This window comes from Nocardia sp. NPDC003963 (genome assembly GCF_053605105.1).
Genome location: NZ_JBSGIP010000008.1, coordinates 23084 through 44359, shown reverse-complemented (window position 1 = coordinate 44359; position 21276 = coordinate 23084). Strand labels below are relative to the sequence as shown.

Sequence of the window (21276 nt, the reverse complement as noted above, 5' to 3'; positions counted from 1 at the left end):
CCCGGATGAGCCGCCGGTTACGCCCCGTTCTCCAGGAAGCCGATCTCGCGTTCGGCGAACGCGAAGGTTTCGGCGTGCCCGGCCGTCATGCCGAGTGCCTGTTCGAGGACGACCATCCGGGCCGCGCTGGTCATCAGCACCGACAGCACATCGGCGGGGAAGCGGCCGGTATCGACCCCGTAGGCGTCGAGCAGCCGGCCCAGCGCTTCGGTCTGCGCGGCACGGAACTGCTCGGAGTAGCGCACGACCTCGGCCCGGATCGCCGGTTTGTGGTTGGCGAGTCCGACGAACTCCATGGTGAACCGGGCCGCGGTGGTATCGGTACTGAACTCCCACAGCGCGTGCAGCGGCCGGTCGGATTTCAGCACCTGTGCCAGGGTTTCCAGGCCCTGTTCGGCCCGGCGGCGGAACAGGTCCAGGAACAGGTCGTCCATGGACCGGAAGTAGTAGTGCACGAGCTGCGGTTTGAGGCCGGCGTATTCGGCGACCCGGCGCGAGGTCACCGCGGCCCAGCCCTGTTCCAGCATCAGCCGTTCTGCCGCGTCCATCAGGACACCGCGGTTCTTGGCCTCGGGTGCGCCGAGCCGGCGGGGTGATGACATGTTTCGGCCTCCTCTGGGGTTTCCGTATTACCACGCCGGTCAAGGGATCACCGGGGATCGTATCCCGCCGGTGACGACTGTTGACGCGCTCCCTCCGCCCATGCTAAGCATGTGCTCAGCATCACATCTGAGCGCTCGCTCAGCAAGGGTCGTCCCGCATCGCTACCGGGATACGGCTGTGGCCTCGGATGGAGTGTGTGGCGGCGCGAGGAGGCGGCTGTGGGCGACCCGGAGCAGCAGCGCGCGCCGCGTAAGGCTTTTGGCGGCGACAGTCCCCGAGGGCCGCGGAGCAAACGAGCCGTATCAACCCGTGATCCACGGTCGGCGACAAGATTCTGTTGATATCAGGAGGTTCCCGTGACCGATTTCGATACGGTCGACTACTTCACCGATCCCGCGCTGGTACCCGATCCCCATCCGTACTACGACCATCTGCGCGCAAAATGCCCGGTCACTCAGGAACCCAACTACGGGGTCTGGGCGGTCACCGGATACGAGGAAGCCATCGACGTCCTGCGCGATTCGGACACCTTCTCCTCGTGCATCGCCGTCGGCGGCCCGTTCCCGCCGCTGCCCTTCACCCCGGAGGGCGACGACATCACCGGTCAGATCGCCGCGCATCGGGAGCAGTTGCCGATGCACGAACACATGGTCACCATGGATCCGCCCGACCACACCGCCGCGCGGTCGCTGCTCAACAAACTACTCGTTCCCTCCCGGCTGAAGGAGAACGAGGAGTTCATGTGGAAACTCGCCGACAAACAGCTCGACGAGTTCATCGACGACGGTAGATGCGAATTCCTCGCCGCCTACGCCAAGGTCTTCACGCTGCTGGTGATCGCCGATCTGCTGGGCGTGCCGGAGGAATACCACGAGGAACTGCGGATCAACCTGGCCGGTGGGCCGACGGTGGGCTCGATCGACAAGGAGATCGTGCCGGTCAATCCGCTGGAATGGCTGGACAACCTGTTCAGCGAACTCATCTCCGACCGGCGGTCCAATCCACGCGACGATGTGCTCACCTCGCTGGCCCAGGCGAAGTACCCGGACGGCTCCACCCCCGAGGTCATCGACGTGGTGCGTACCGCCACCTTCCTCTTCGGCGCGGGCCAGGAGACCACCGCGAAACTGCTCGGCAGTGCCATGCAGTTCATGGTCATCCGCCCCGATCTGCAGGACGCGTTGCGCGCCGACCGCAGCCGCATCCCCGTTTTCATCGAAGAGACCCTGCGCATGCAGTCGCCGGTGAAGAGCGGGTTCCGGCTGGCGAAGAAGCCGGTCGAGGTCGGTGACGTCGCGCTGGACGCCGGATCGCTGGTGATGGTCTGCCCGGGCGCGGCCAATCGCGATCCGCGCCGCTTCGACAATCCGCACGTCTTCGATCTCGACCGCCCGAATTTCCGGGAGCACATGGCCTTCGGACGCGGTGTGCACACCTGCCCCGGCAGTCCGCTGGCGCGGGTCGAGGGCCGGGTATCGCTGGAACGGATCCTGGACCGGATGCTCGATATCCGGCTCGATCCGGAAAAGCACGGTTCGCTCACGGATCCGACCTTCAACTTCGAGCCGACCTTCATCCTGCGCGGCCTGACCGACCTGCACATCACCTATACGCCGAAATCCTGAAACAACCTTCACCGCAGCACAATCCAGCCGGTCGCGACCGGTGGAACGAGGAAATGAGGTAGTCATGACCGGACGGGTCGAGGGCAAGGTCGCCTTCATCACCGGTGCGGCCCGGGGCCAGGGCCGCAGCCACGCGGTGCGGCTGGCCGAAGAGGGCGCCGACATCATCGCCATCGATATCTGCAAACCGATCGATACGGTCGAGATCCCGCTGGCCACCCCCGACGATCTCGTCGAGACCGAGGAACTGGTCAAAGCCACGGGGCGCAAGATCGTCACCGCCGAGGTCGATGTCCGGGATTCGGCCGCGCTGAAGGCCGCACTGGCGGAAGCTGTCGGGAAGCTGGGCCGGCTCGACATCATCGTCGCCAACGCCGGAATCGCCAGCGGCGGCGACACCCTGGCCGAGACCGACGAAGAGGTCTGGCAGGACATGATCGACGTGAACCTCAGCGGGGTGTGGAAATCGGTGAAAGCCGGTGTCCCACACATCCTGGCGGGCGGCCGCGGCGGCTCGATCGTGCTCACCAGTTCGGTCGGTGGTCTGAAGGCCTACCCGCAGACCGGGCACTACGTCTCCGCCAAACACGGTGTGGTCGGCCTGATGCGCGCCTTCGCGGTGGAGCTCGGCCAGCATTCGATCCGGGTCAACTCGGTGCATCCCACACACGTGAGCACCGCGATGATCATGAACGAGAAGACCTTCGCCATGTTCCGTCCGGATCTGGAGAATCCGACCGCCGACGATATGGCGCCGATCTGCCAGATGTTCCACACCCTGCCGGTGCCGTGGGTGGATCCGATCGATATCAGCAACGCGGTGCTGTACCTGTCCTCGGACGAGGCCCGCTATCTCACCGGTGTCACACTGCCGGTCGACTGCGGGTCGATGCTCAAGTAGCCGAGGCGAACTCGTGGACCCGGGCCCGGACGGTGGCACCGTCCGGGCCCACGACTACTGATTCCTCCGGTGCCGGAGGCCCCCGCCTGTGCGGACGCGACCGATCGGACGCGGAACGGCTGCGCCCGGATACCCGGCCGGGTGCGGCCGCCGGTATGTCATGATCGGCCGCCATGGATGCCATGCGAATCGGCCGAGGTCTGGTTGTGGCGGGGTTGTGCGCGGTCGCGGCGGGATGTGGTGCGCCGGCCGGGCCACCCGCGGACTCCCCGCGGCTCGGTACCGAGTTCACCCTGGCGCCGGGCGATACGGTGCGGCTGGACGGTGACCGGCTGACGGTGTCGTTCGACGGCGTATCCGCCGACAGCCGATGCCCGGCCCGCGCGCAGTGCGTCTGGGAAGGGGATGCGATCGTGGTCGCCGCGGTGAGCGTCGGGGAGCAGCGGTCTTCCGCGGAACTCCACACCAGCCGGCGGTTCGCCACCGGTGCGACGGTCGGTGGCTATCGGATCGAACTCGTTGCACTGCGCCCGTCACGGCCGGCGGACGGGGTGGTCCCGGCTGCCGAGTACCGCGCGGACCTCTTGGTCACCGAGTCCTGATCCGGAACGCGGTGGACGTGATTTCCGGTCCCGGCGCCTGTCTCTTCCTCGAAATCGGTGTCGGGCGGACGGGTTCGGTCATTCGGTGGGCAGCGCCCGGCGCAGTTCGGCGACCGCGATCCGTGCTGCCTCGGCGATCGCCGCGTCGACCGCGGGCAGCGCGGGATCGGCGCGGGCGGCCCGGGTGAAAACGGCCACCGCGACCGGATATTCGTCCGGGAACTCCACCACGGCGACTTCGTTGCGAATGATGCCGATGGTTCCTGTCTTCCCGGCCACCGCCACTCCCCGGTGCGGGAATCCGGCCGCGATTCGGTGCGGCCAGACCTGCCGCCGCATGATCGAGCAGGCGAAATCCGTTTGCGCCGGGGACAGCAGCTGTCCGCGCCAGAGGGCGGACAGCAGCCGGGTCATCTCCTCCGGCGTGGTCGCGCTCGTATAGGCGGGGTCGTAGGCGGATACGGTCCAGGCCTCGTCGTTGTCGGCCAGGGCGGCGAATGCCTCGGCTGTGCTGTGGGAGTCGGTATCGCGTACCAGACTGCGCTGGATATCGGCGGTGCCGCCGACGAGCCGGGTGTGGTCGAGCCCGAGCGATTCCAGCAGCTCGTGGACTGCGCCCAGCCCGATCTCGCCGAGCAGCAGATCCGCGGCCGCGTTATCGGACACCGTCATCATGGAGGTCGCCAGATCCCGCCGGCTCATGGTGACCGGGTCGTGCAGGGCGGAGATCCCGGTGGGGCCGGGCGTGCATTCCGCGGGGGTGAGTGTGAGCCGCGACAGCGGGTCGAGACGACCGGCGTCCACCGCGCGGCAGTACGCGAGGAGCAGCGGCAGTTTGTACACCGAGGCGGTGACCACCCGTTCGGTTCCGCCGACCGCGACCTCGGGGCCGTCGCCGTCGCACCGGCGCGCGTGCAACCGCCCGGTACACCCCGCGTCGGCGAATACCGCGCGAATACGATCGGCCGTGGTCATCGCAGGCGCTCCCGGTAGAGAAGGCGGTCCAGCGCGTCGGCCTGCTCCTCGGCGCCCGCGCGATGGATCACCCGGCAACGCAACGCCACCGCCTGCGGGGCCATCCGCAACCAGGCGACACCCGGAATATCGGACGGCGCGGTGGTGGTGAGCCCGAAACTCGTTCCGGCGGCCACCGCCGCGAGTACGGCCCGGTCGTCGTGCACCGTGACCGTCTGGACATCGAGGCCGCGTTCGCGCAGCAGATCCCGGACCGTATCGGAGGCCGGGGGATTCGCGGCCCGCGGGTAGGCGGCGTAGGTGAGGCCGGCCAGCATCGGGAACGCCGGTCGCTCGGTGGCGGCACTGCGGTGGCCGGCCGGGACGACGATCCACCGGGGCAGCTTCACCACCGAGCGGGCCTCCACACCGTCGACCAGGGCCGGATGTTCGATCACCGCCAGATCGCACAACCCGGACCGGACGGCCGTCACCAGATCCACCGTCGTACCCATATCGGTGGATACCGCCTCGCCGGAGGAACTGCCGGTGCGGAGCACGGTCACACAGGCCGTGACGATCCGGTCGGGCAGCGCGGAGGTGGCGCCCCAGTGCACGGTGCCGCGGGTGCGGGCGATCCGCTGCGCTTCGGCGAGCAGGCGTTCCGCGTCGTCCACCAGGAGCCGGGCCCGGGGTAACAGTTGCCGGCCCGCCGCGGTGAGGACCGCGCCCTGCCGGGTGCGGTGGACCAGCTCGACGCCCAGCCGGTTCTCCAGGCGCCGCAACCCCTGGGACAGCGGGGGCTGCGTCATATCCAGTACGGTGGCGGCCCGTCCGAAGTGGCCTTCATCGGCGATGGCGACGAAATAGCCGAGGTGGCGGATCAGGTCCATAGCGATATTGAACCAGCGCCGCCGGAGACCGCCGCCGAACAGCGGTTCAACCGGCCGTTTCGAGCAATGAAACCCGCTTCCAACTGGTCTTATATCAAATGCGACTGGTGTACGGGAGTGTCGGATATTGGCGGCCGCCGAGCATGGGGTGTCTGCTGCCAGGGTGAAACCGAACCGATCCGCTCATCGCATTCCGTCGAGTCGGCGATCACTGGCGCTCGTCCTGACCGCGGTCGCGCTCGCCGCCGCCGCGTGCGGTGACGGGGATACCGGTACGCCGGCGGATTCCGCGTCGGTCAGTACTCAGCAGACCACCGACCTCAGCAACACTCTCATGACGTTGCAGTCGAGGTACAACGTGCTGTTCGGGATCGCCGCCGTCGATACCCGGGGCGGGCGCACCTTCGAGTGGAACGCCGACGATCGATTCGCCATGTCCTCGACCTTCGAGGTGTACGCGGTGGCCGCGATTCTGCGGCTCGCCGAACGCCGGGAACTCGACCTGAGCGACAAGGTACTGATCACCCGGCAGGACCTCGTGATCAGTTCACCGGTCACCAGCTACCACGCCGGTGAACTCATGAGTTATTACGACCTGAGCCGGGCGGCGCTGGTCCGTAACGACAACACCGCGGTCAACCTGCTGCTGCGCCGGCTCGGGGGGCCGGGCGCCGTCACCGATTTCGCGCGCTCGATCGGTGATGTGCAGACCCGGCTGGACCGCTGGGAGCCGGAACTCAACGAGGCGCAGATCGGTGACCCGCGCGATACCAGCACGCCGTCCGCGCTCGCCGCCGGATACCGCAAACTGGTCCTGGGCGACGGCCTGAGTACCGAGTACCGGCGCATGCTCACGAGCTGGATGCGCTCGAGCGTGACCTCGCGGGAGCGGCTGCGCAAGGGTCTGCCGATCGGCTGGGTGGCGGCGGACAAATCCGGTAGCGGTGCCTACGGTACGGCCAACGACGCCGGGGTGGTGTGGAGTCCGACCGGGACTTCGCTGGTGCTGGTGATCTTCAGCCGTTCGACGACCGGCTATCCGATGGCCGCGGGGGCCGATGCCGCGGTCGCCGACGCGACGGCAGCGGTTCTGGGCACCATGTCGCAGTGAGATCCGCGCACCGGATCTCCCTGTGTCACTTCCGCTGAGCGGATCCGCGAGAACTGCCGACCGGTCGAGTGGCCGCCGATGAACCGGTGGTGGCGGCCCGGCGCGGTGAGTGCGCGGGCCGCGTGATCACCCGGCGAAACGCAGCGTCACCTCCGCGGTGACCGGCCTGGCCCGGCACGGGAGCACCAGGCCCGCGGCGAGATCCTGTGCGGTGATCGCGAGCAGCGGATCGTCGTCCATCTCGACCCTGCCGTGTTCGAGTGTGGCGCGGCAGGTTCCGCACGAGCCGCCGAGACAGGAGTACGGGAGGTCCTCCCGCCGGGTGAGGGCCGCGTCCAGGATCGGGCGGTCGCGCGGCATCTCGAACTCCAGCGGTTCGCCGTATCCGGTGAGGGTGATCCGGCTCGGCGCGCCGTCGGCCCGCGCAGGTTCGGGTCGCCGGGTCTCGAACAGTTCGGTACGGATCCGGGTCCGTTCGACACCGCGGGCCTCCAGCGCGGTGACCGTAGCGGTCACCAGGGCTTTCGGCCCGCACAGGAACCATTCGTCGGCCTCGTGGCCGGCGATCTCGGCCGGATCGATCCGAGCGAACCGGTAGGCCGGGCCGTGGGGGTCGATCCGCGATCCGGTGCGCCGGCGGGACAGGTGGTGCACGATATCCAGCCGCCCCGGGTAGCGGCCGGCCAGCTCTTGGAGAGAGGCGGCGAGCATGATGTGCGCGTTATCTCGGCTGCCGTAGTGCAGAGTGATACGGCTGTGCGGTTCGGCTTCGAGAAGAGTGGCGACGATCGATACGATCGGGGTGATTCCACTGCCCGCCGCGACGGCGATGTAGCGGCGCCGGGCCGCGGGATCCGGGGCCGGGGTGAAGGTTCCGGACGGCTCGGAGACGTAGAGTGCCGTGCCGGTGATCCGATGGTCGAGGACATAGGAACCGAAAGCGCCGAACTCCGGACGCCGCACCGCGATACGCAGGCGATCCGATCCGGCGGGATCGCACAGTGAATAGCTGCGGCGGATCGGTTCGCCGTACCGGGTGCCGCGGATCGTCACATGCTGACCGGCCCGGAAATCGAACCGGGCGCGCAGTCGCGCGGGGACCTCGAACTCGACGATCGCGCTGTCGGGAGTGTCACGGACCACCGAACGCACGGTGAGCCGGTGGAATCCGCGCGCCGGGCCGTGCGGCTGCGGATCGAACAGGGCGGGCGGGCTCGGCCGGGTCCCATTCGCACCCGGCCGGACAAGGCGGCGGACCGCGATACCGCCGAGCGCGCGCGCCGTCCGGGCGACGAGGTCCGGGCGCAATATCGCGGTAGGTGGTTCCAGCAACCCGGCGATACGTGAGATCTGCCGGCCGATCGCCGCGTCGCGTTCGCCGACCGCCATCGCCAGCCCGGCCACCGGGCCCAGCGCGCGCATGACGGGCCACCCGGACGCATCCACATGCGGCATGGCCAGATCGAACAGTGCGGTGATCGCCCAGGCGTCGTCGACGGCGGATGCCGCGGCGCGGTACCACCGGCGGGGCAGATCGTGGTCGCCGGCCGCGAGGACGGCGCGCAACTGCAGGGCCTGTAGGGCCGAAACGGTCATTCCCTGCCCGAAGGCCGGACTGAAACTGCATACCGCGTCACCGAATACGAGCAGACCCGCCGGGAACCGGTCGAGCCGTTCGTAACGACGGCGCCGGTTGGCGGGATACCGGTAGGTCGCGATATCGGTCAGGGGTTCGGCGTCGAGCAGGGCGGCCCGGACGTCCGGGGGTGCGACCGACGCCGCGAAGCGCCAGAAACCGTCCGGATCGGTGGGCGGATGATCTTTTCCGTAGCCGATCAGGGTGAGGATATGCCTGCCCTCCTCCACCGCGAACAGTGCCAGGCCCCGGGCCGGGTTCTGGTTCGCGACCACGATCTCCTTGTCGGCCGGTGTGGATCCGGTGGACAGGCGCAGGTAGCGGCTCGCGTATTTCATATCGATCCGAACCCCCTCCTCGGCCGGGCGTGGATAGCCGAGCCCGTCCAGCCAGTCGCCGATCGGGCCCTGCCGTCCCAGGCTGCTCACCACCAGATCCGCCGGGAAATCCCGGCCCGCGGCCCGGACACCGGTGATCCGGGTCCGGGCGGCGTCGGTGCGCAGTTCCGTCGCGGTGGTGTTGTCGACCAATCGCACCCCGGGCAGGGCGCGCACGCGTTCGCGCACCCGCCATTCGAGGAACGGGCGGCCGGCCTGGAGCAGGGAGTATCCGGAATCGGACTGCCGCAGCGTATGCCCGGCGATCGTCATCCGCATCTCGGTCAGCGAGCGGCATTCCACCGCGCCCTCGGCGAGCAGTTGGGCGGTGATACCGGGGAACAGTTCCTCCAGGATCTGCCGTCCGCGGGCCAGGAGCGCGTGGACATGCCTGCCCTGGGGGACTCCCCGCCGATCCCCCGGGGCCGACAGATCGTCGCGTTCGATCACGGTGACCTCGGCGAAGCTTTCGCTGAGCACCCGCGCGGCCAGGAGTCCGCCCATACTCGCGCCCAGCACCACGGCCCGCCGGTGCTGCGGCGGTGGTACTGCCGCGTATCCGGTACCGGTCATCTTCGCCTCCGACATCGTTGTCCCGCGGTCTCCGTCCACCGGAGCCCAGCGGCGCGATTGAGACTATTGGACAAATTAGTCTCAGTAGCGCGGATGTGGCAAGCCGGGTCCGCCGCGCGGTACAAAGAGCCATGACCTCCTCGACCCGATCATCGGACGCGCTGCTGGACGCGGCGGTCGAACTCATCGGCGAGAGCGGTCTCGACGGGCTCACCCACAGCGCCGTCGCCGTCCGGGCCGGGGTGTCGCGAGCCACCGCCTACCGCGAGTTCGGGGACAAGGACGGGTTGGTCTCCGCGGTCGGGCGGCACGAGGTGGCGAAAATGGTCGCCGCCGCGTTCGCCGTACTCGAACTCGACACCACGGTCGGCGAAATCGCCCGCACGGCCACGCTGTTCGCACTGCGCTATCTGCGGGAACACCGAGCCTTCAACTATCTGCGCGTGTACGAGCCCGCCTGGTTGCTCACCGTGGCCATCGAACACGGGAACGCGCAACTGAACCTGGTCGAATCCGTCGCCGCGATCGCCGAGCCCCTGATCGCGGGTCGCGACGACGAACACCTGGCGCTGCCGCCCCGGCACGCGGCCGAAGTCGTGGTCCGGACGGTGCTCTCGCACGCGCTGATCCAGGACAGCGCCCTCACCGACGACGAAGTCGCCGCGACGGTGACCAGGGCGATCACCCGCGCCGGGCGCTGACGGCTACTCGGGCCGGACGAGCAGACCCACCGACGCGGCGAAGGCCGGGGCGAGATCGAGCAATTGGCCCGGGGTCACGATCGCGCCGCGCAGGGCATCGATACCCTCGTCGACCCGTAATGCCCGCGCCCCGCGGAAATCGACCTTCGTCAGCCGCGCGTTCCGGATCGCGAGTGCCGAGATCTCCGAACCCGGGAAATCGACCTCGTTCAGTTTCGCGCCACCGAAATCGACATGCCGGAGCACACAGTCGACGAACCGGACCTTCAGCAGGTTCGCGCCCCGGAAGTTCACCGAATCGAGTTTGCAGTTGTGGAACTCCACCCGGCGCAACTCGGCACCGCCGGCCTCGACGCCCGACCACGCGCCCTCGATGATCTCGGCGTCCATCCAGACCGCGTCCGCTATATCGGTTCCGGTGATCCGGACCCCGTGCAACCAGACCTCGCCGAAGCGCGCGCTCCGTGCCGAACCGCCGTCCAGCCGCACTCCACGGAACGCACACTGGTCGAACACGGTGTGGCGCGCATCCGGATCGGACAGGACCGTATCGTCGAAACGCAGGCAGTCGTATTCGCCTTCGGCGCCGATCGGGCCCGCCGGTTCCAGCAGGTTCGCGAACGGCAGATCGGTCAGTTCCCGCGGCACGGCACCCTCACGAGATCGCAATCGACAACTCGGTGGACTTCGTCCGAGACGCTACACCCGCCCGGGGACAGGGCGATAGCTCACCGTCGTGTCCTGAAGGTCCTCTCTCGCTCGGGTCGAGGACCATGCGCGAGCTGCTACGCACTGTGTTTCGCACTCGAGTTGCAGGCTTCCGTCCGGCAACGAACCCTCCGACCACGCAACGTATCCCGGTGTGCGCAGGTGTTCACGGCATCGAATCAGCGCGATTCCTTTTCGGAACCGCGCATGCCGCCGGGACCTGTTCGGTGCCGGCGTGGTCCGGAGACGAATGGATCGGTATGGGGTGCGACGTCTGTCGCCCAGGGGTGGTGACAGGTCGCTCACCTGGTGACGGCGTCCGGCGGTGGAGCCGGTGGTATCGCGCTCACCGGTCGGTCGGTGGGGTGACCGGCGAGCGGTCGATTTTATTGCGGCATCCTTGTTGACCTGCGCGAAAGTCTGCCGACCGATCTGGCCGGACTTACGCGTTTCCCAAATAGAGAATGGTATTCTCGCAGAAAAGGGACGTGCTTCCGGTCGCTGATACCGGGCGATGCGAGGGGGTGATCGAGCACGCCCTCGCCCACCCGGATCTATCCTTACAAAGATTGCAATACTTATTGCGCTTGCCTGGATGGGGCGTTAGATTCCTTACAAGTCCTCGACATCGAGGCGGATCAGCGCTATCGGCCGGGTCGGTTGGGAGTCAGTCGGAATGTTGCAGCAAGGGGCTCGCTTTCAGGGCGGCCAGTCGATCGGGCTCGCGGCGGGCTGGAGCCGGCGGCGGGTCACCGCGCCCAGCAGGCTGTTCGGCGCCAACGGGTTGCGGACCGGCCCCGACGGCCGGATCTACATCGCCCAGGTGACCGGCAGCCAGATCAGCGCACTCGATATCGACACCGGCGCAATCGAAACCGTCAGCGCCAAAGGCGGCGATATCATCGCCCCCGACGATTGCGCCTTCCATCCGGACGGCACTCTCTACGCCACCGAGGTGATGGACGGCCGGGTCAGCGCCCGGCACCCCGACGGCACCACCCGGCTGCTGCGGGCGGATCTGCCCAGCGCCAACGGCATCACCGTCCACCGGGGCCGCTTGTTCGTCAACGAATGCCGGCCCGGCGGCCGGCTGATGGAACTCCCGCTCGACGGGGGCGCCCCCCGCATCCTGCTGGAGAACATCGAACAGCCCAATGCCATGGAGGTAGGGCCCGACGGACTCCTCTACTACCCGGTCATGGGCACCAACGAGATCTGGCGGATCCATCCCGACGGCGGCGAGCCCGAGCGCGTCGCGGGCGATCTCGGAGTACCGGACTCGGTGAAGTTCGACGCGGACGGTTTCATCGTCTCCACCCAGGTGGCCTCGGGTCAGGTCCTGCGGATCGACCCGCGAAGCGGGGAGAAGACCCTGCTGGCCCAGCTGAACCCCGGGCTGGACAACTGCACCCTGGTGGACGGGCGGTTGTTCGTCTCCAACTTCACCGGTGAGATCACCGAGATCCTCGCCGGCGGGGAAACCCGCACCACCCTGCCCGGCGGGCTGAACTGGCCGCTGGATCTGACCGTGGGCCCCGACGGAACCCTCTTCGTCGCCGACGGCACCTACTTCTATGCCGTCGGCGCGGACGGGCTGGAAACCCAGGGCATGCTGTTCAGCCCGGGCTATCCCGGGTTCACTCGCGGAGTGACCGCCACCGGGCCGGGCGAATTCGTCGTCGCCACCGCGGGTGGGCAGATCGCCCGTTGGCGGCCGGCGGCGGGCGAATGCGAGTTCCTGGCCGGTGCGGAAACTCCGTTCGATCAGCTCTACGGCGTGGAGGTCGGCCCCGGCGGGATCATCGTGACCACCGAGTTCGGCACCGGACGCGTACTCGGAGTGCACAGCGGGGGCGGCGTCGATGTGCTCGCGTCGGGGCTGCGGAAACCGCTCGGCGTGGCCTTCACCGGGGGCGGCACCCTGCTGGTCGCCGAATCCGGTGCCGGCCGGATCGTCTCGGTCACGCCCGCCGGGGTGGACACCGTCGTCGACGGTCTCGACACCCCGCAGGGCATCCTCGTTCGCGGGTCGCAGCTGCTGGTCGTGGACTCCGGAGCCAAAACTCTGGTCTCGGTCGATCTGGAGACGAAAGCGCGCGAGGTCCTGGCCTGGAACCTGCCGGTGGGCGCGCCGCCGGGCGTGACACCGAAACCGCTACTGGGCATGCCGCCGTTCTCGGGGCCGCAGGGGCCGTTCGCGGGTATCGCCGCGGCCGCCGACGGCACCCTCTATATCGCCGCCGACGCCGAAGGCAGTGTGCTCGCGTTCCGGAAGGACGGGTGAGGAACAGATGACCGACGACTTCTTCGGGCTCGACGGACGCGTGGTGATCGTGTCCGGGGCGGGCGGCGGCGGTATCGGCACCGCGGTGACCAGGCTGGTCGCGCGGGCCGGAGCGACCGTGCTCGGGGTGAGCCGGGGTGCCGAGAATCTCGCGAAGCATGTGGAACCTCTTGCGGGGGAGGGGCTGAAGGTGATTCCGGTGCAGGCCGACGCGGCCACCGACGAAGGAATCGCCACCGTCCTGGCAGCCGCCCGGCAGGCCGAGGGCGAGCTCTACGGTCTGGTGAATATCGCCGGCGGCGCCGCGCCCGCCACCTGGATGCCCGCGACCCGGGTGACACGCGCGGACTGGCGGGCCCTCTTCCACCAGAACCTCGAATCCATGTTCTTCATGAGCCAGGCCGTGGCCGCGGAGATCAGGGCAGCGGGCCGCGCGGGGTCGATCGTCTCGCTGTCGTCCATCAGCGGGATGAACACCGCCCCGTTCCATATCGCCTACGGCACCGCGAAAGCCGCGCTGGTGGCGGCCACCCGGACGCTGGCGGCCGAACTGGCGCTCGGTGATATCCGGGTGAACGCGATCGCGCCCGGCGTCACCGAGACCCCGGCTTCGGGCACCTATGTGGACGAGGATCCCGAACGCGACCGGACGGCCATCGCCATGGGCCGCCGCGGCCGCCCCGAGGAACAGGCCGGCGCGGTGCTGTTCCTGCTCTCGCAGCTGTCGTCCTATATCACCGGCCAGACACTCCTGGTCGACGGCGGACTGAATCTGAAATGGACCCATCTGGGTGCCGACAACACCTCGCTGTTCCTGAAGGACGAGGGATTCCGCGCCGCCATCACCAGCTGACCGAATGCACTGCACCGACACCGACTTTCCCCGGACCCGGGGTGGGAGAACGCCATGAGTGAGCGTAGCGAGCGATCAATCGACACAGCCGAGCCCTCGCTCGTGCCGGAGCGAAGCGGAGGCATGAGCGACACCGTCGACGATATCGCCACGAATACCGAACCGCTGTCCACGCCGATGACGATCGGGGTGGAGGCCTACCTCAGTCCCGATTACGTCGAGGCCGAACGCGACAAACTGTGGCGCAAGGTGTGGCAGCAGGTAGGGCGGGTCGAGGAGATCCCCCGGGTCGGCGACTACCTCACCTACGAGATCCTCGACGATTCGCTGATCATCGTGCGGACGGCGCCGGACAAGATCCGGGCCTACCACAATGTGTGCGCCCACCGCGGCCGGCGCCTCGTCGACACTCCCGCCGGCGAACGTAATGCCCACGGGCAGAAGAAACAGTTCGTCTGCGGATTCCACGGCTGGCGCTACGACCTCGAGGGCCGCAACACCTTCGTGCCCGAACGCGAGGACTGGCCGTGCGGTCTCACCGAGGGCAGGGACGGGCTCGTCGATGTGCATGTCGATACCTGGGGCGGCTGGATCTTCGTCAACCCGGACCCGAATCCGTCGGAAACCCTGCGCGAATACCTCGAACCCGCGGCCACACTGCTGAACCCGTTCCAGCTGGAGAACATGCGTTACCGGTGGCGGCGCTGGCTGGTGTTCGACTGCAACTGGAAAGTCGCCCTCGAAGCCTTCATGGAGACCTATCACGTCCCCTACACCCATCCGGAGTTCATGAACTTCGGCATGTTCCTGGGCTGGGCGCGGGCACAGGGCAAACACAGCAATATCGGCTACGACGCGCCGAAGGGTCAGGAGGAGAGCCAGGGCAAGATCCGCCTCGGCCACGGACCCGACGCTCGGAAATCCACCATCGAACTGCAGAACTTCACCTGGGAGAACGCCAACACCAACACCACCTGGACCATGGTGGAGGCGGCGCGCCGGCTGGTCGACGAACTGCCCGAGGGCACCCCGGGGCCGGAGGTGATGGCGCACTGGCTGGCCGCGGCCCGCGCCGACGACGAGAAGCGCGGTGTCGTCTGGCCGACGGTCACCCCGGCCGATGTCGCGGCGGCCGGTACCGCGTGGCAGATCTTCCCGAATTTCCAGATCGGGCACGCGGTGAACAATATGCTCTGCTACAGCGCGCGACCCTACGGTTACGACCCCGACAAATGCATTTTCGAGGCCGCGGTCTACGAGCTGTTCCCCGAGGGCGAGGCGCCGGAGACCGAGTGGATCCATACCCCGGAGGGTGATCCGGCCTGGCGCACGGTCCTGCCGCAGGACTTCGACAATATGGCCGCGGTGCAGCAGGGCATGAAGACCCTGGGCTTCTCGGGCCCGAAACCGAATCCGTATCGCGAGCGCAGTGTCGTGAACCTGCACCACAACCTCGCGAAGTACATGGGCACCGGCGAACCGCGTGACCTCACCTGACCCCGGCGCCGCCGGCCCGATCCACCCCACCGAGGAATCCGAATGAACAACTGCGCACCCACGCAGACCCCCGAGATCGACCGTGCCGCGCTCCGGGCGAAGTATCTGGCCGAACGCGATAAGCGGCTGCGGCCGGAGGGACAGAAGCAGTACGTGGCGTCCGAGGACGGGTTCACCGACTTCTTCGAAGGCGACCCCTACACCCCGGTGGTGCCCCGGGAACCGCTGAACGAAGAGATCGACGTCGCGGTCCTCGGTGGCGGGTGGGCCGGGCTCACCGCCGGCGCGCGGCTGGTACAGGCCGGCGTCGAGGATTTCCGCGTCGTCGAACTGGCCGGGGATTTCGGTGGCGCCTGGTATTGGAACCGGTATCCGGGCATCCAATGCGATTCCGACGCCTACTGTTATCTGCCGCTGCTGGAGGAGACCGGATACATCCCGACCCAGAAATATGCCTACGGCGACGAATGTTTCGAGCACGCCCAGCGGATCGGCAAACATTTCGGGCTCTACGAGAAGGCGGTCTTCTCCACGATGGTGAAGTCCCTCGAGTGGGACGAATCCATCCAGCGGTGGCGGATCGGCACCAACCGCGACGACGATATCCGCGCCCGGTTCGTGGTGATGGCGCAGGGACCGTTCAACAAACCCAAACTGCCGGGTATCCCGGGCCTGAACGATTTCACCGGCCATATGTTCCACTCCGCCCGCTGGGACTACGACTACACCGGCGGTGATATGCGGGGCGGGCTCACCGGCCTGGAGGACAAGAAGGTCGCGGTGATCGGCACCGGCGCCAGTGGTATCCAGGTGATCCCGCATATTGCCCGCTCGGCCGAGCATCTCTACGTCTTCCAGCGCACACCGTCCTATATCAACGAGCGCGGTAACGTGCCGACCGATCCGGAATGGGCGAAATCGCTGCAGCCGGGCTGGCAGTTGCAGCGCCGCCGCAATTTCCACACCGCCGCGTTCGAGGCGTTCGCGCCCGGCCAGCCGGATCTGGTATGCGACGGCTGGACCGAGGTCAGCCGTAATGTGCAGTCCTATCTGGACGAGAACAACCTCTGGGCCGAGGTCACACCGGAGAAATTCGTCGAGATCCGGGAGCACCAGGACTACCGGGCGATGGAACGGGTCCGGCAGCGGGTCGACGAGATCGTCGCGGACCCCGCGACCGCCGCGGCGCTCAAACCGTATTACCGATTCCTCTGCAAGCGGCCCTGTTTCAACGATGAATACCTGCCGACCTACAACCGCGACAATGTGACCCTGGTCGATGTGTCGGCCACCAAGGGCGTCGAACGGATCACCGCGAAAGGGATCGTCGCGGCCGGGGTGGAACACGAGGTCGACTGCATCATCTTCGCCAGCGGGTTCGAGATCACCACCGAACTCGACCGCCGCTACGGTATCCATCCGTTCGCCGGCCGCGACGGGCTCTCGCTGTACGACCACTGGTCACAGGGCTACCGCACGCTGCACGGGCTCACCAGCGACGGTTTCCCGAATATCTTCTTCACCGGCTTCATCCAGGGCGGTGTCACCGCCAGCACCACCGATATGTTCGATCAGCAGGCCACCCACGCCGCCTACATCATCGGCGAGGCGCTGAACCGGGATGCGCGAACGGTGGAACCGACCGCCGAGGCCGTGGCCGGCTGGTGCGCCACCATCCGGGAAACCGCGGTCGACAACAGCAACTTCCAGCGCGAATGCACGCCCGGTTACTACAACAACGAGGGCGAGCAGAACATCCGCTCCCATCTCGGCGAACCGTACTGGCCGGGCTTCTATGCCCTGGAGGACATCCTGCAGAGCTGGCGGGAGACGGGCGGCCTGGAGGGTTTGGCGCTCGGCGAATGACACGCGGCGGCGAAGGGTTAGGAGAAGCGTTGTCCGAGATGCGGTTCGACGGTCGGGTCGCGGTGGTCACCGGGGCCGGTCGCGGCCTGGGCCGGGCGTATGCCCTGCTGCTGGCCGCCCGGGGCGCCCGGGTCGTGGTGAACGATGTGGGCGGCGGTATCCCGGGCGGTGACAGCGATATCGGGGTCGCCGGGGCCGTGGCCGAGGAGATCGTGTCCGCCGGCGGGCAGGCGGTCGCCAATGCCGATTCGGTGGCCACCCCGGACGGTGGCCGGGCGATCGTGGACACCGCGCTCGCCACCTATGGCCGGATCGATGTGCTCGTCCACAATGCCGGCAATGTGCGTTACGCGCCGCTCACCGAAATGACCTACGAGGATTTCGATTCCGTCCTCGACGTACATCTGCGCGGCGCGTTCCACGTAGTCCGCGCGGCCTTTCCGGTGATGCGGGAGGCCGGGTACGGACGGGTCGTGCTGACTTCCTCCATCGGCGGTCTGTACGGCAATCAGAACGTCGCCAATTACGCCGTCTCCAAGGCCGGCGTGATCGGGTTGTCGAATGTGGTGGCGCTCGAGGGCGCCGAATTCGGGGTGCGGTCGAATGTGATCGTGCCCGCGGCGGTCACCCGGCTCGCCGACGGTATCGATACTTCGAAATATCCGCCGATGGAGCCGGAACTGGTGGCTCCCGCGGTGGCCTGGCTGGCGCACGAATCGTGCTCGGTCAGTGGGGAAATGCTGGTGGCGCTGGCGGGCCGGGTGGCACGGGCCTATATCGCGGAAACCCCCGGCGTCTACCAGCCGGAGTGGTCCATCGAGGATATCGGGGCCCGTATCGACGAAATACGTGACATCAAGGATTCATGGTTGCTGCCGGTCGTTCCGTCGGCCCACAGCGACCATATCGGCCGGAGTTTCGCAATGGCCATGGGAGGTAAACGAGTATGACGGTCAAAGTCTACGAACGGATTCTGGATCTCTTCGAGGCCGAGGGTATCGACACCCTCTTCGGCATCCCGGACCCGAATTTCGTGCACCTGTTCCACCTCGCCGACGAACGTGGCTGGAATGTGGTGTCCCCGCACCACGAGGAATCGGCGGGGTTCATGGCCGAAGCCGTCTCCCGGATGACCGGGAAAGCCGCCCTGTGCATCGGCACCCTCGGTCCCGGTGTCGCCAATCTCGCGGGCGCCATGATGTGCGCCAAGGTGGAGAATTCGCCGGTGGTCTTCCTGGGCGGGCAGCGGGCCCGGATCACCGAACAGCGAGTGCGCCGCGGCCGGATCCAGTTCGTGAAACAGTCCGGACTGTTCGAACCGTCGGTGAAGTACGCCGCCAGTATCGAGTACGCCGACCAGACCGACGAAATCATCCGTGAGGGCCTGCGCAAGGCGCTGAACGGAACCCCGGGCCCGGTCTACATCGAATATCCCTCCCATGTGATCCAGGAGGAACTCGACGTCGCCGCACCACTGCCGCCACACCGGTACCGGCTGGTGGATCAGACCGCCGGCCAGGACAGGGTGGACGCCGCCGCCGATCTCATCCGGCAGGCGAAGCAGCCGATCCTGCTGGTCGGGCACGGTGTGCACACCACCCGGGCCGGCGCCTCGGTCAAGGCCCTCGCCGATCTCATGGCCTGCCCGGTGATCCAGACCTCCGGCGGTACCTCCTTCATCGAAGGTCTCGAAGACCGCACCTTCCCCTACGGTTTCTCCCCCTCGGCGGTGGACGCCGTGGTGAAATCCGATCTGTGTCTGGCCATCGGGACCGAACTCGGCGAACCCGTGCACTACGGGCGCGGCCGGCACTGGGTCGCGGGGGAGGAGGAGCGGAAATGGATCCTGGTCGAACAGGACCCCACCGCCATCGGGGTCAACCGGCCGATCGACGTACCCCTGGTGGGCGATCTGCGCGCGATCGTCCCGCAACTCACCGCGGCCCTGCGTAACACTCCGCGTACCGCGACCCCCGAACTCGCGCAGTGGATCGAACAGGATGCCTCCCGGCTCGCCGAACTCGCCGAGAACGCCCCGTCGGGTAGTACGCCGGTCCATCCCGCCCGCTTGGTCGTGGAGGCCACCAAGGAATTCCCGGCCGACGGGATCCTGGTCCGTGACGGCGGCGCCACCACGATCTTCGGCTGGACCTACACCCAGTGCAAACCGCACGATGTGATCTGGAACCAGAACTTCGGCCACCTCGGTACCGGCCTGCCCTACGCGGTGGGCGCCTCGGTCGCCGACGGCGGGAAACGCCCGGTGCTGATGATCACCGGCGACTCCTCCTTCCAGTTCCAGATCGCCGAACTGGAAACCGCGGCGCGGCTGAACCTTCCGCTGGTCTGCGTGGTCGCCGTCGACTACGCGTGGGGACTCGAGGTCGGGGTGTACAAGCGCACCTTCGGCCAGGGCTCCCGGGAGACCGCGGTGCACTGGAGCAAGGACACCCGGCTGGACAGGGTCGCCGAGGGATTCGGCTGCTACGGCGAATACGTCGAAACCGATGCCGAGATCGCGCCTGCCATCAAACGCGCCTTCGCCAGCGGTAAACCGGGCGTGATCCACGTCGCGGTGGACCCGAAGGCCAACTCGGAGGAAATGCCCAGCTACGACGAGTTCCGCACCTGGTACGCGGAAGGGATGCAGTGATGCGCGAATACCTGAAGTTCTATATCGGCGGGCGGTGGGCCGAGCCCGCGGCCGATCGGTCCTTCGAGGTGGTCAATCCCGCCACCGAAGAGGTCTGTGGACGGGTCGCCGCCGGATCCGCCGCGGATGTGGACGCCGCGGTGGCCGCGGCCCGGGCGGCATTTCCGGCCTGGGCCGCGACCTCGGTCGCCGATCGGCTCGAACTGTTCGGTGCCGTCGGCGCCGAATATCGGAAGCGCACCGGGGATCTCGCCGCCGCGCTCACCGAGGAGATGGGTGCGCCCAGCGGCCTGGCCGGGGGGTTCCAGGTGGATCTGGTGCTCGGGCACCTCCAGCAGGCGACCGAGGTGCTGCGCGAGTTCCGTTTCGAGGAACAGCGCGGCGCCACCCTGGTCGTGAAGGAACCCATCGGAGTATGTGGTCTCATCACCCCGTGGAACTGGCCGATGGCGCTGATCGCGGTGAAGGTGTTCCCCGCCCTGGCCACCGGATGCACCATGGTGCTCAAACCGTCCGAGCGGTCCCCGTTCACCGGCCAGATCTTCACCGAGGTGCTCGACGCGGCCGGCCTGCCCGCCGGGGTGTTCAACCTCGTTCAGGGCGACGGTCCCAGCGTCGGCGTACCGCTGTCCGCGCACCCCGGCGTGGATATGATCTCGTTCACCGGCTCCACCCGGGCCGGTATCGATATCGCCCGCAATGCGGCACCCACGGTGAAGCGGGTCGCCCAGGAACTCGGCGGTAAAGGCCCCAACATCATCCTCGACGACGAGGATCTCGCCACCAATGTCGGTCAGGGCGTGGCCGATATGATGGGCAACTCCGGCCAGACCTGTAGCGCACCGTCCCGGATGCTGGTCCCCACCGCCCGGATGGCCGAAGCCGTGGCCGCGGCGCGGGCGGCCACCGAGGGCATCACCGTCGGCGATCCCACGGGCGACGTCGCCCTCGGGCCGGTGGTCGCGGGTTCGCAATTCGACCGGGTCCAGGCACTCATCCAGAAGGGCATCGACGAAGGCGCCACCGTGGTCGCCGGCGGCCCCGGCCGGCCCGACGGGCTCGACAAGGGTTTCTACGTCAGGCCGACGGTGTTCGCGGATGTCACCAACGATATGACCATCGCCCGGGAGGAGATCTTCGGTCCGGTCCTGGTGATCATCGGCTACGACGGCATCGACGACGCGGTCGGGATCGCCAACGACACCGAATACGGCCTGGCCGGGTTCGTCGCCGGCCGCGATCTGGATCGGGCGCGGGCCGTGGCCCGCCGGTTGCGGGCGGGGTCGATCGCCATCAACGGCGGTTTCGACTTCGCCGCCCCGTTCGGCGGTTACAAGAAGAGCGGGAACGGACGCGAATGGGGTGCGGCCGGCTTCGACGAGTACCTGGAACTCAAGGGCATCCTCGGGTACGCGCCCGACGCGGCCGAAGCCTAGGTC

17 protein-coding genes are annotated in these 21276 nt (G+C 67.8%); 12 read left to right on the top strand and 5 right to left on the bottom strand.

Going from position 1 to position 21276, the window contains the following annotated elements; translation table 11 throughout:
* Window positions 1–17: 17 nt before the first annotated feature.
* Window positions 18–602: a TetR/AcrR family transcriptional regulator gene (locus tag ACWEWT_RS16870; protein ID WP_452559889.1), complete on the bottom strand. Its 585-nt coding sequence runs from the start codon at window positions 600–602 to the stop codon at window positions 18–20.
* 357 nt (window positions 603–959) lie between these two features.
* On the opposite strand from ACWEWT_RS16870, the gene ACWEWT_RS16865 reads away from it, so the two are divergent.
* The 3 genes from ACWEWT_RS16865 to ACWEWT_RS16855 all read left to right on the top strand — a co-directional run bounded on the left by ACWEWT_RS16865 (window position 960) and on the right by ACWEWT_RS16855 (window position 3731).
* Window positions 960–2228: a cytochrome P450 gene (locus ACWEWT_RS16865; protein ID WP_452559887.1), complete on the top strand. Its 1269-nt coding sequence runs from the start codon at window positions 960–962 to the stop codon at window positions 2226–2228.
* 64 nt (window positions 2229–2292) lie between these two features.
* A complete protein-coding gene (locus ACWEWT_RS16860) occupies window positions 2293–3129 on the top strand; it encodes a mycofactocin-coupled SDR family oxidoreductase (RefSeq protein WP_452559886.1) in 837 nt (278 codons plus the stop codon).
* A gap of 173 nt (window positions 3130–3302) precedes the next feature.
* Complete coding sequence (locus ACWEWT_RS16855) at window positions 3303–3731, top strand: hypothetical protein (RefSeq protein WP_452559884.1); 429 nt, start codon at window positions 3303–3305, stop codon at window positions 3729–3731.
* 78 nt (window positions 3732–3809) lie between these two features.
* Here ACWEWT_RS16855 and ACWEWT_RS16850 read toward each other — a convergent pair whose 3' ends face one another.
* Complete coding sequence (locus ACWEWT_RS16850) at window positions 3810–4706, bottom strand: serine hydrolase (RefSeq protein WP_452559883.1); 897 nt, start codon at window positions 4704–4706, stop codon at window positions 3810–3812.
* On the bottom strand, window positions 4703–5578 hold the full coding sequence (locus tag ACWEWT_RS16845) for a LysR family transcriptional regulator (protein ID WP_452559881.1): 876 nt from the start codon (window positions 5576–5578) through the stop codon (window positions 4703–4705). Before ACWEWT_RS16845 ends, ACWEWT_RS16850 begins: the two co-directional genes overlap by 4 nt.
* Window positions 5579–5741: 163 nt before the next feature.
* Between ACWEWT_RS16845 and bla the strand changes: the two genes are divergently transcribed.
* A complete protein-coding gene (gene bla, locus ACWEWT_RS16840) occupies window positions 5742–6689 on the top strand; it encodes a class A beta-lactamase (RefSeq protein WP_452559879.1) in 948 nt (315 codons plus the stop codon).
* A 126-nt stretch (window positions 6690–6815) separates the two neighbouring features.
* Here bla and ACWEWT_RS16835 read toward each other — a convergent pair whose 3' ends face one another.
* Window positions 6816–9275, bottom strand: coding sequence for a 2Fe-2S iron-sulfur cluster-binding protein (locus tag ACWEWT_RS16835; RefSeq protein WP_452559878.1), 2460 nt, complete (start codon window positions 9273–9275; stop codon window positions 6816–6818).
* A 131-nt stretch (window positions 9276–9406) separates the two neighbouring features.
* On the opposite strand from ACWEWT_RS16835, the gene ACWEWT_RS16830 reads away from it, so the two are divergent.
* Complete coding sequence (locus ACWEWT_RS16830) at window positions 9407–9976, top strand: TetR/AcrR family transcriptional regulator (RefSeq protein ID WP_452559876.1); 570 nt, start codon at window positions 9407–9409, stop codon at window positions 9974–9976.
* Between the two features lie 3 nt (window positions 9977–9979).
* Here the strand turns inward: ACWEWT_RS16830 and ACWEWT_RS16825 are convergent, their stop codons facing one another.
* Entirely contained in the window at window positions 9980–10645 is a 666-nt protein-coding gene (locus tag ACWEWT_RS16825) for a pentapeptide repeat-containing protein (RefSeq protein ID WP_452559874.1), read from the bottom strand.
* Window positions 10646–11360: 715 nt separating this feature from the next.
* Here ACWEWT_RS16825 and ACWEWT_RS16820 point away from each other — a divergent pair.
* The 7 genes from ACWEWT_RS16820 to ACWEWT_RS16790 all read left to right on the top strand — a co-directional run bounded on the left by ACWEWT_RS16820 (window position 11361) and on the right by ACWEWT_RS16790 (window position 21273).
* Entirely contained in the window at window positions 11361–12968 is a 1608-nt protein-coding gene (locus ACWEWT_RS16820; RefSeq protein ID WP_452559872.1) for an SMP-30/gluconolactonase/LRE family protein, read from the top strand.
* 7 nt (window positions 12969–12975) lie between these two features.
* Window positions 12976–13821, top strand: a complete 846-nt coding sequence (locus tag ACWEWT_RS16815; RefSeq protein ID WP_452559870.1) for an SDR family NAD(P)-dependent oxidoreductase — start codon at window positions 12976–12978, stop codon at window positions 13819–13821.
* A 123-nt stretch (window positions 13822–13944) separates the two neighbouring features.
* Window positions 13945–15318, top strand: a complete 1374-nt coding sequence (locus tag ACWEWT_RS16810) for an aromatic ring-hydroxylating oxygenase subunit alpha (RefSeq protein WP_452559868.1) — start codon at window positions 13945–13947, stop codon at window positions 15316–15318.
* Between the two features lie 42 nt (window positions 15319–15360).
* Entirely contained in the window at window positions 15361–17184 is a 1824-nt protein-coding gene (locus ACWEWT_RS16805; protein WP_452559866.1) for a flavin-containing monooxygenase, read from the top strand.
* 29 nt (window positions 17185–17213) lie between these two features.
* Complete coding sequence (locus ACWEWT_RS16800) at window positions 17214–18134, top strand: SDR family NAD(P)-dependent oxidoreductase (RefSeq protein WP_452559864.1); 921 nt, start codon at window positions 17214–17216, stop codon at window positions 18132–18134.
* The gene (locus ACWEWT_RS16795) at window positions 18131–19837 is read left to right on the top strand and encodes a thiamine pyrophosphate-binding protein (protein ID WP_452559862.1); all 1707 of its coding nucleotides are present in this window, start codon (window positions 18131–18133) and stop codon (window positions 19835–19837) included. Before ACWEWT_RS16800 ends, ACWEWT_RS16795 begins: the two co-directional genes overlap by 4 nt.
* Window positions 19837–21273: an aldehyde dehydrogenase family protein gene (locus ACWEWT_RS16790; protein WP_452559861.1), complete on the top strand. Its 1437-nt coding sequence runs from the start codon at window positions 19837–19839 to the stop codon at window positions 21271–21273. The genes ACWEWT_RS16795 and ACWEWT_RS16790 overlap by 1 nt, the downstream gene beginning before the upstream one ends.
* The last annotated feature ends 3 nt before the right edge of the window (window positions 21274–21276 follow it).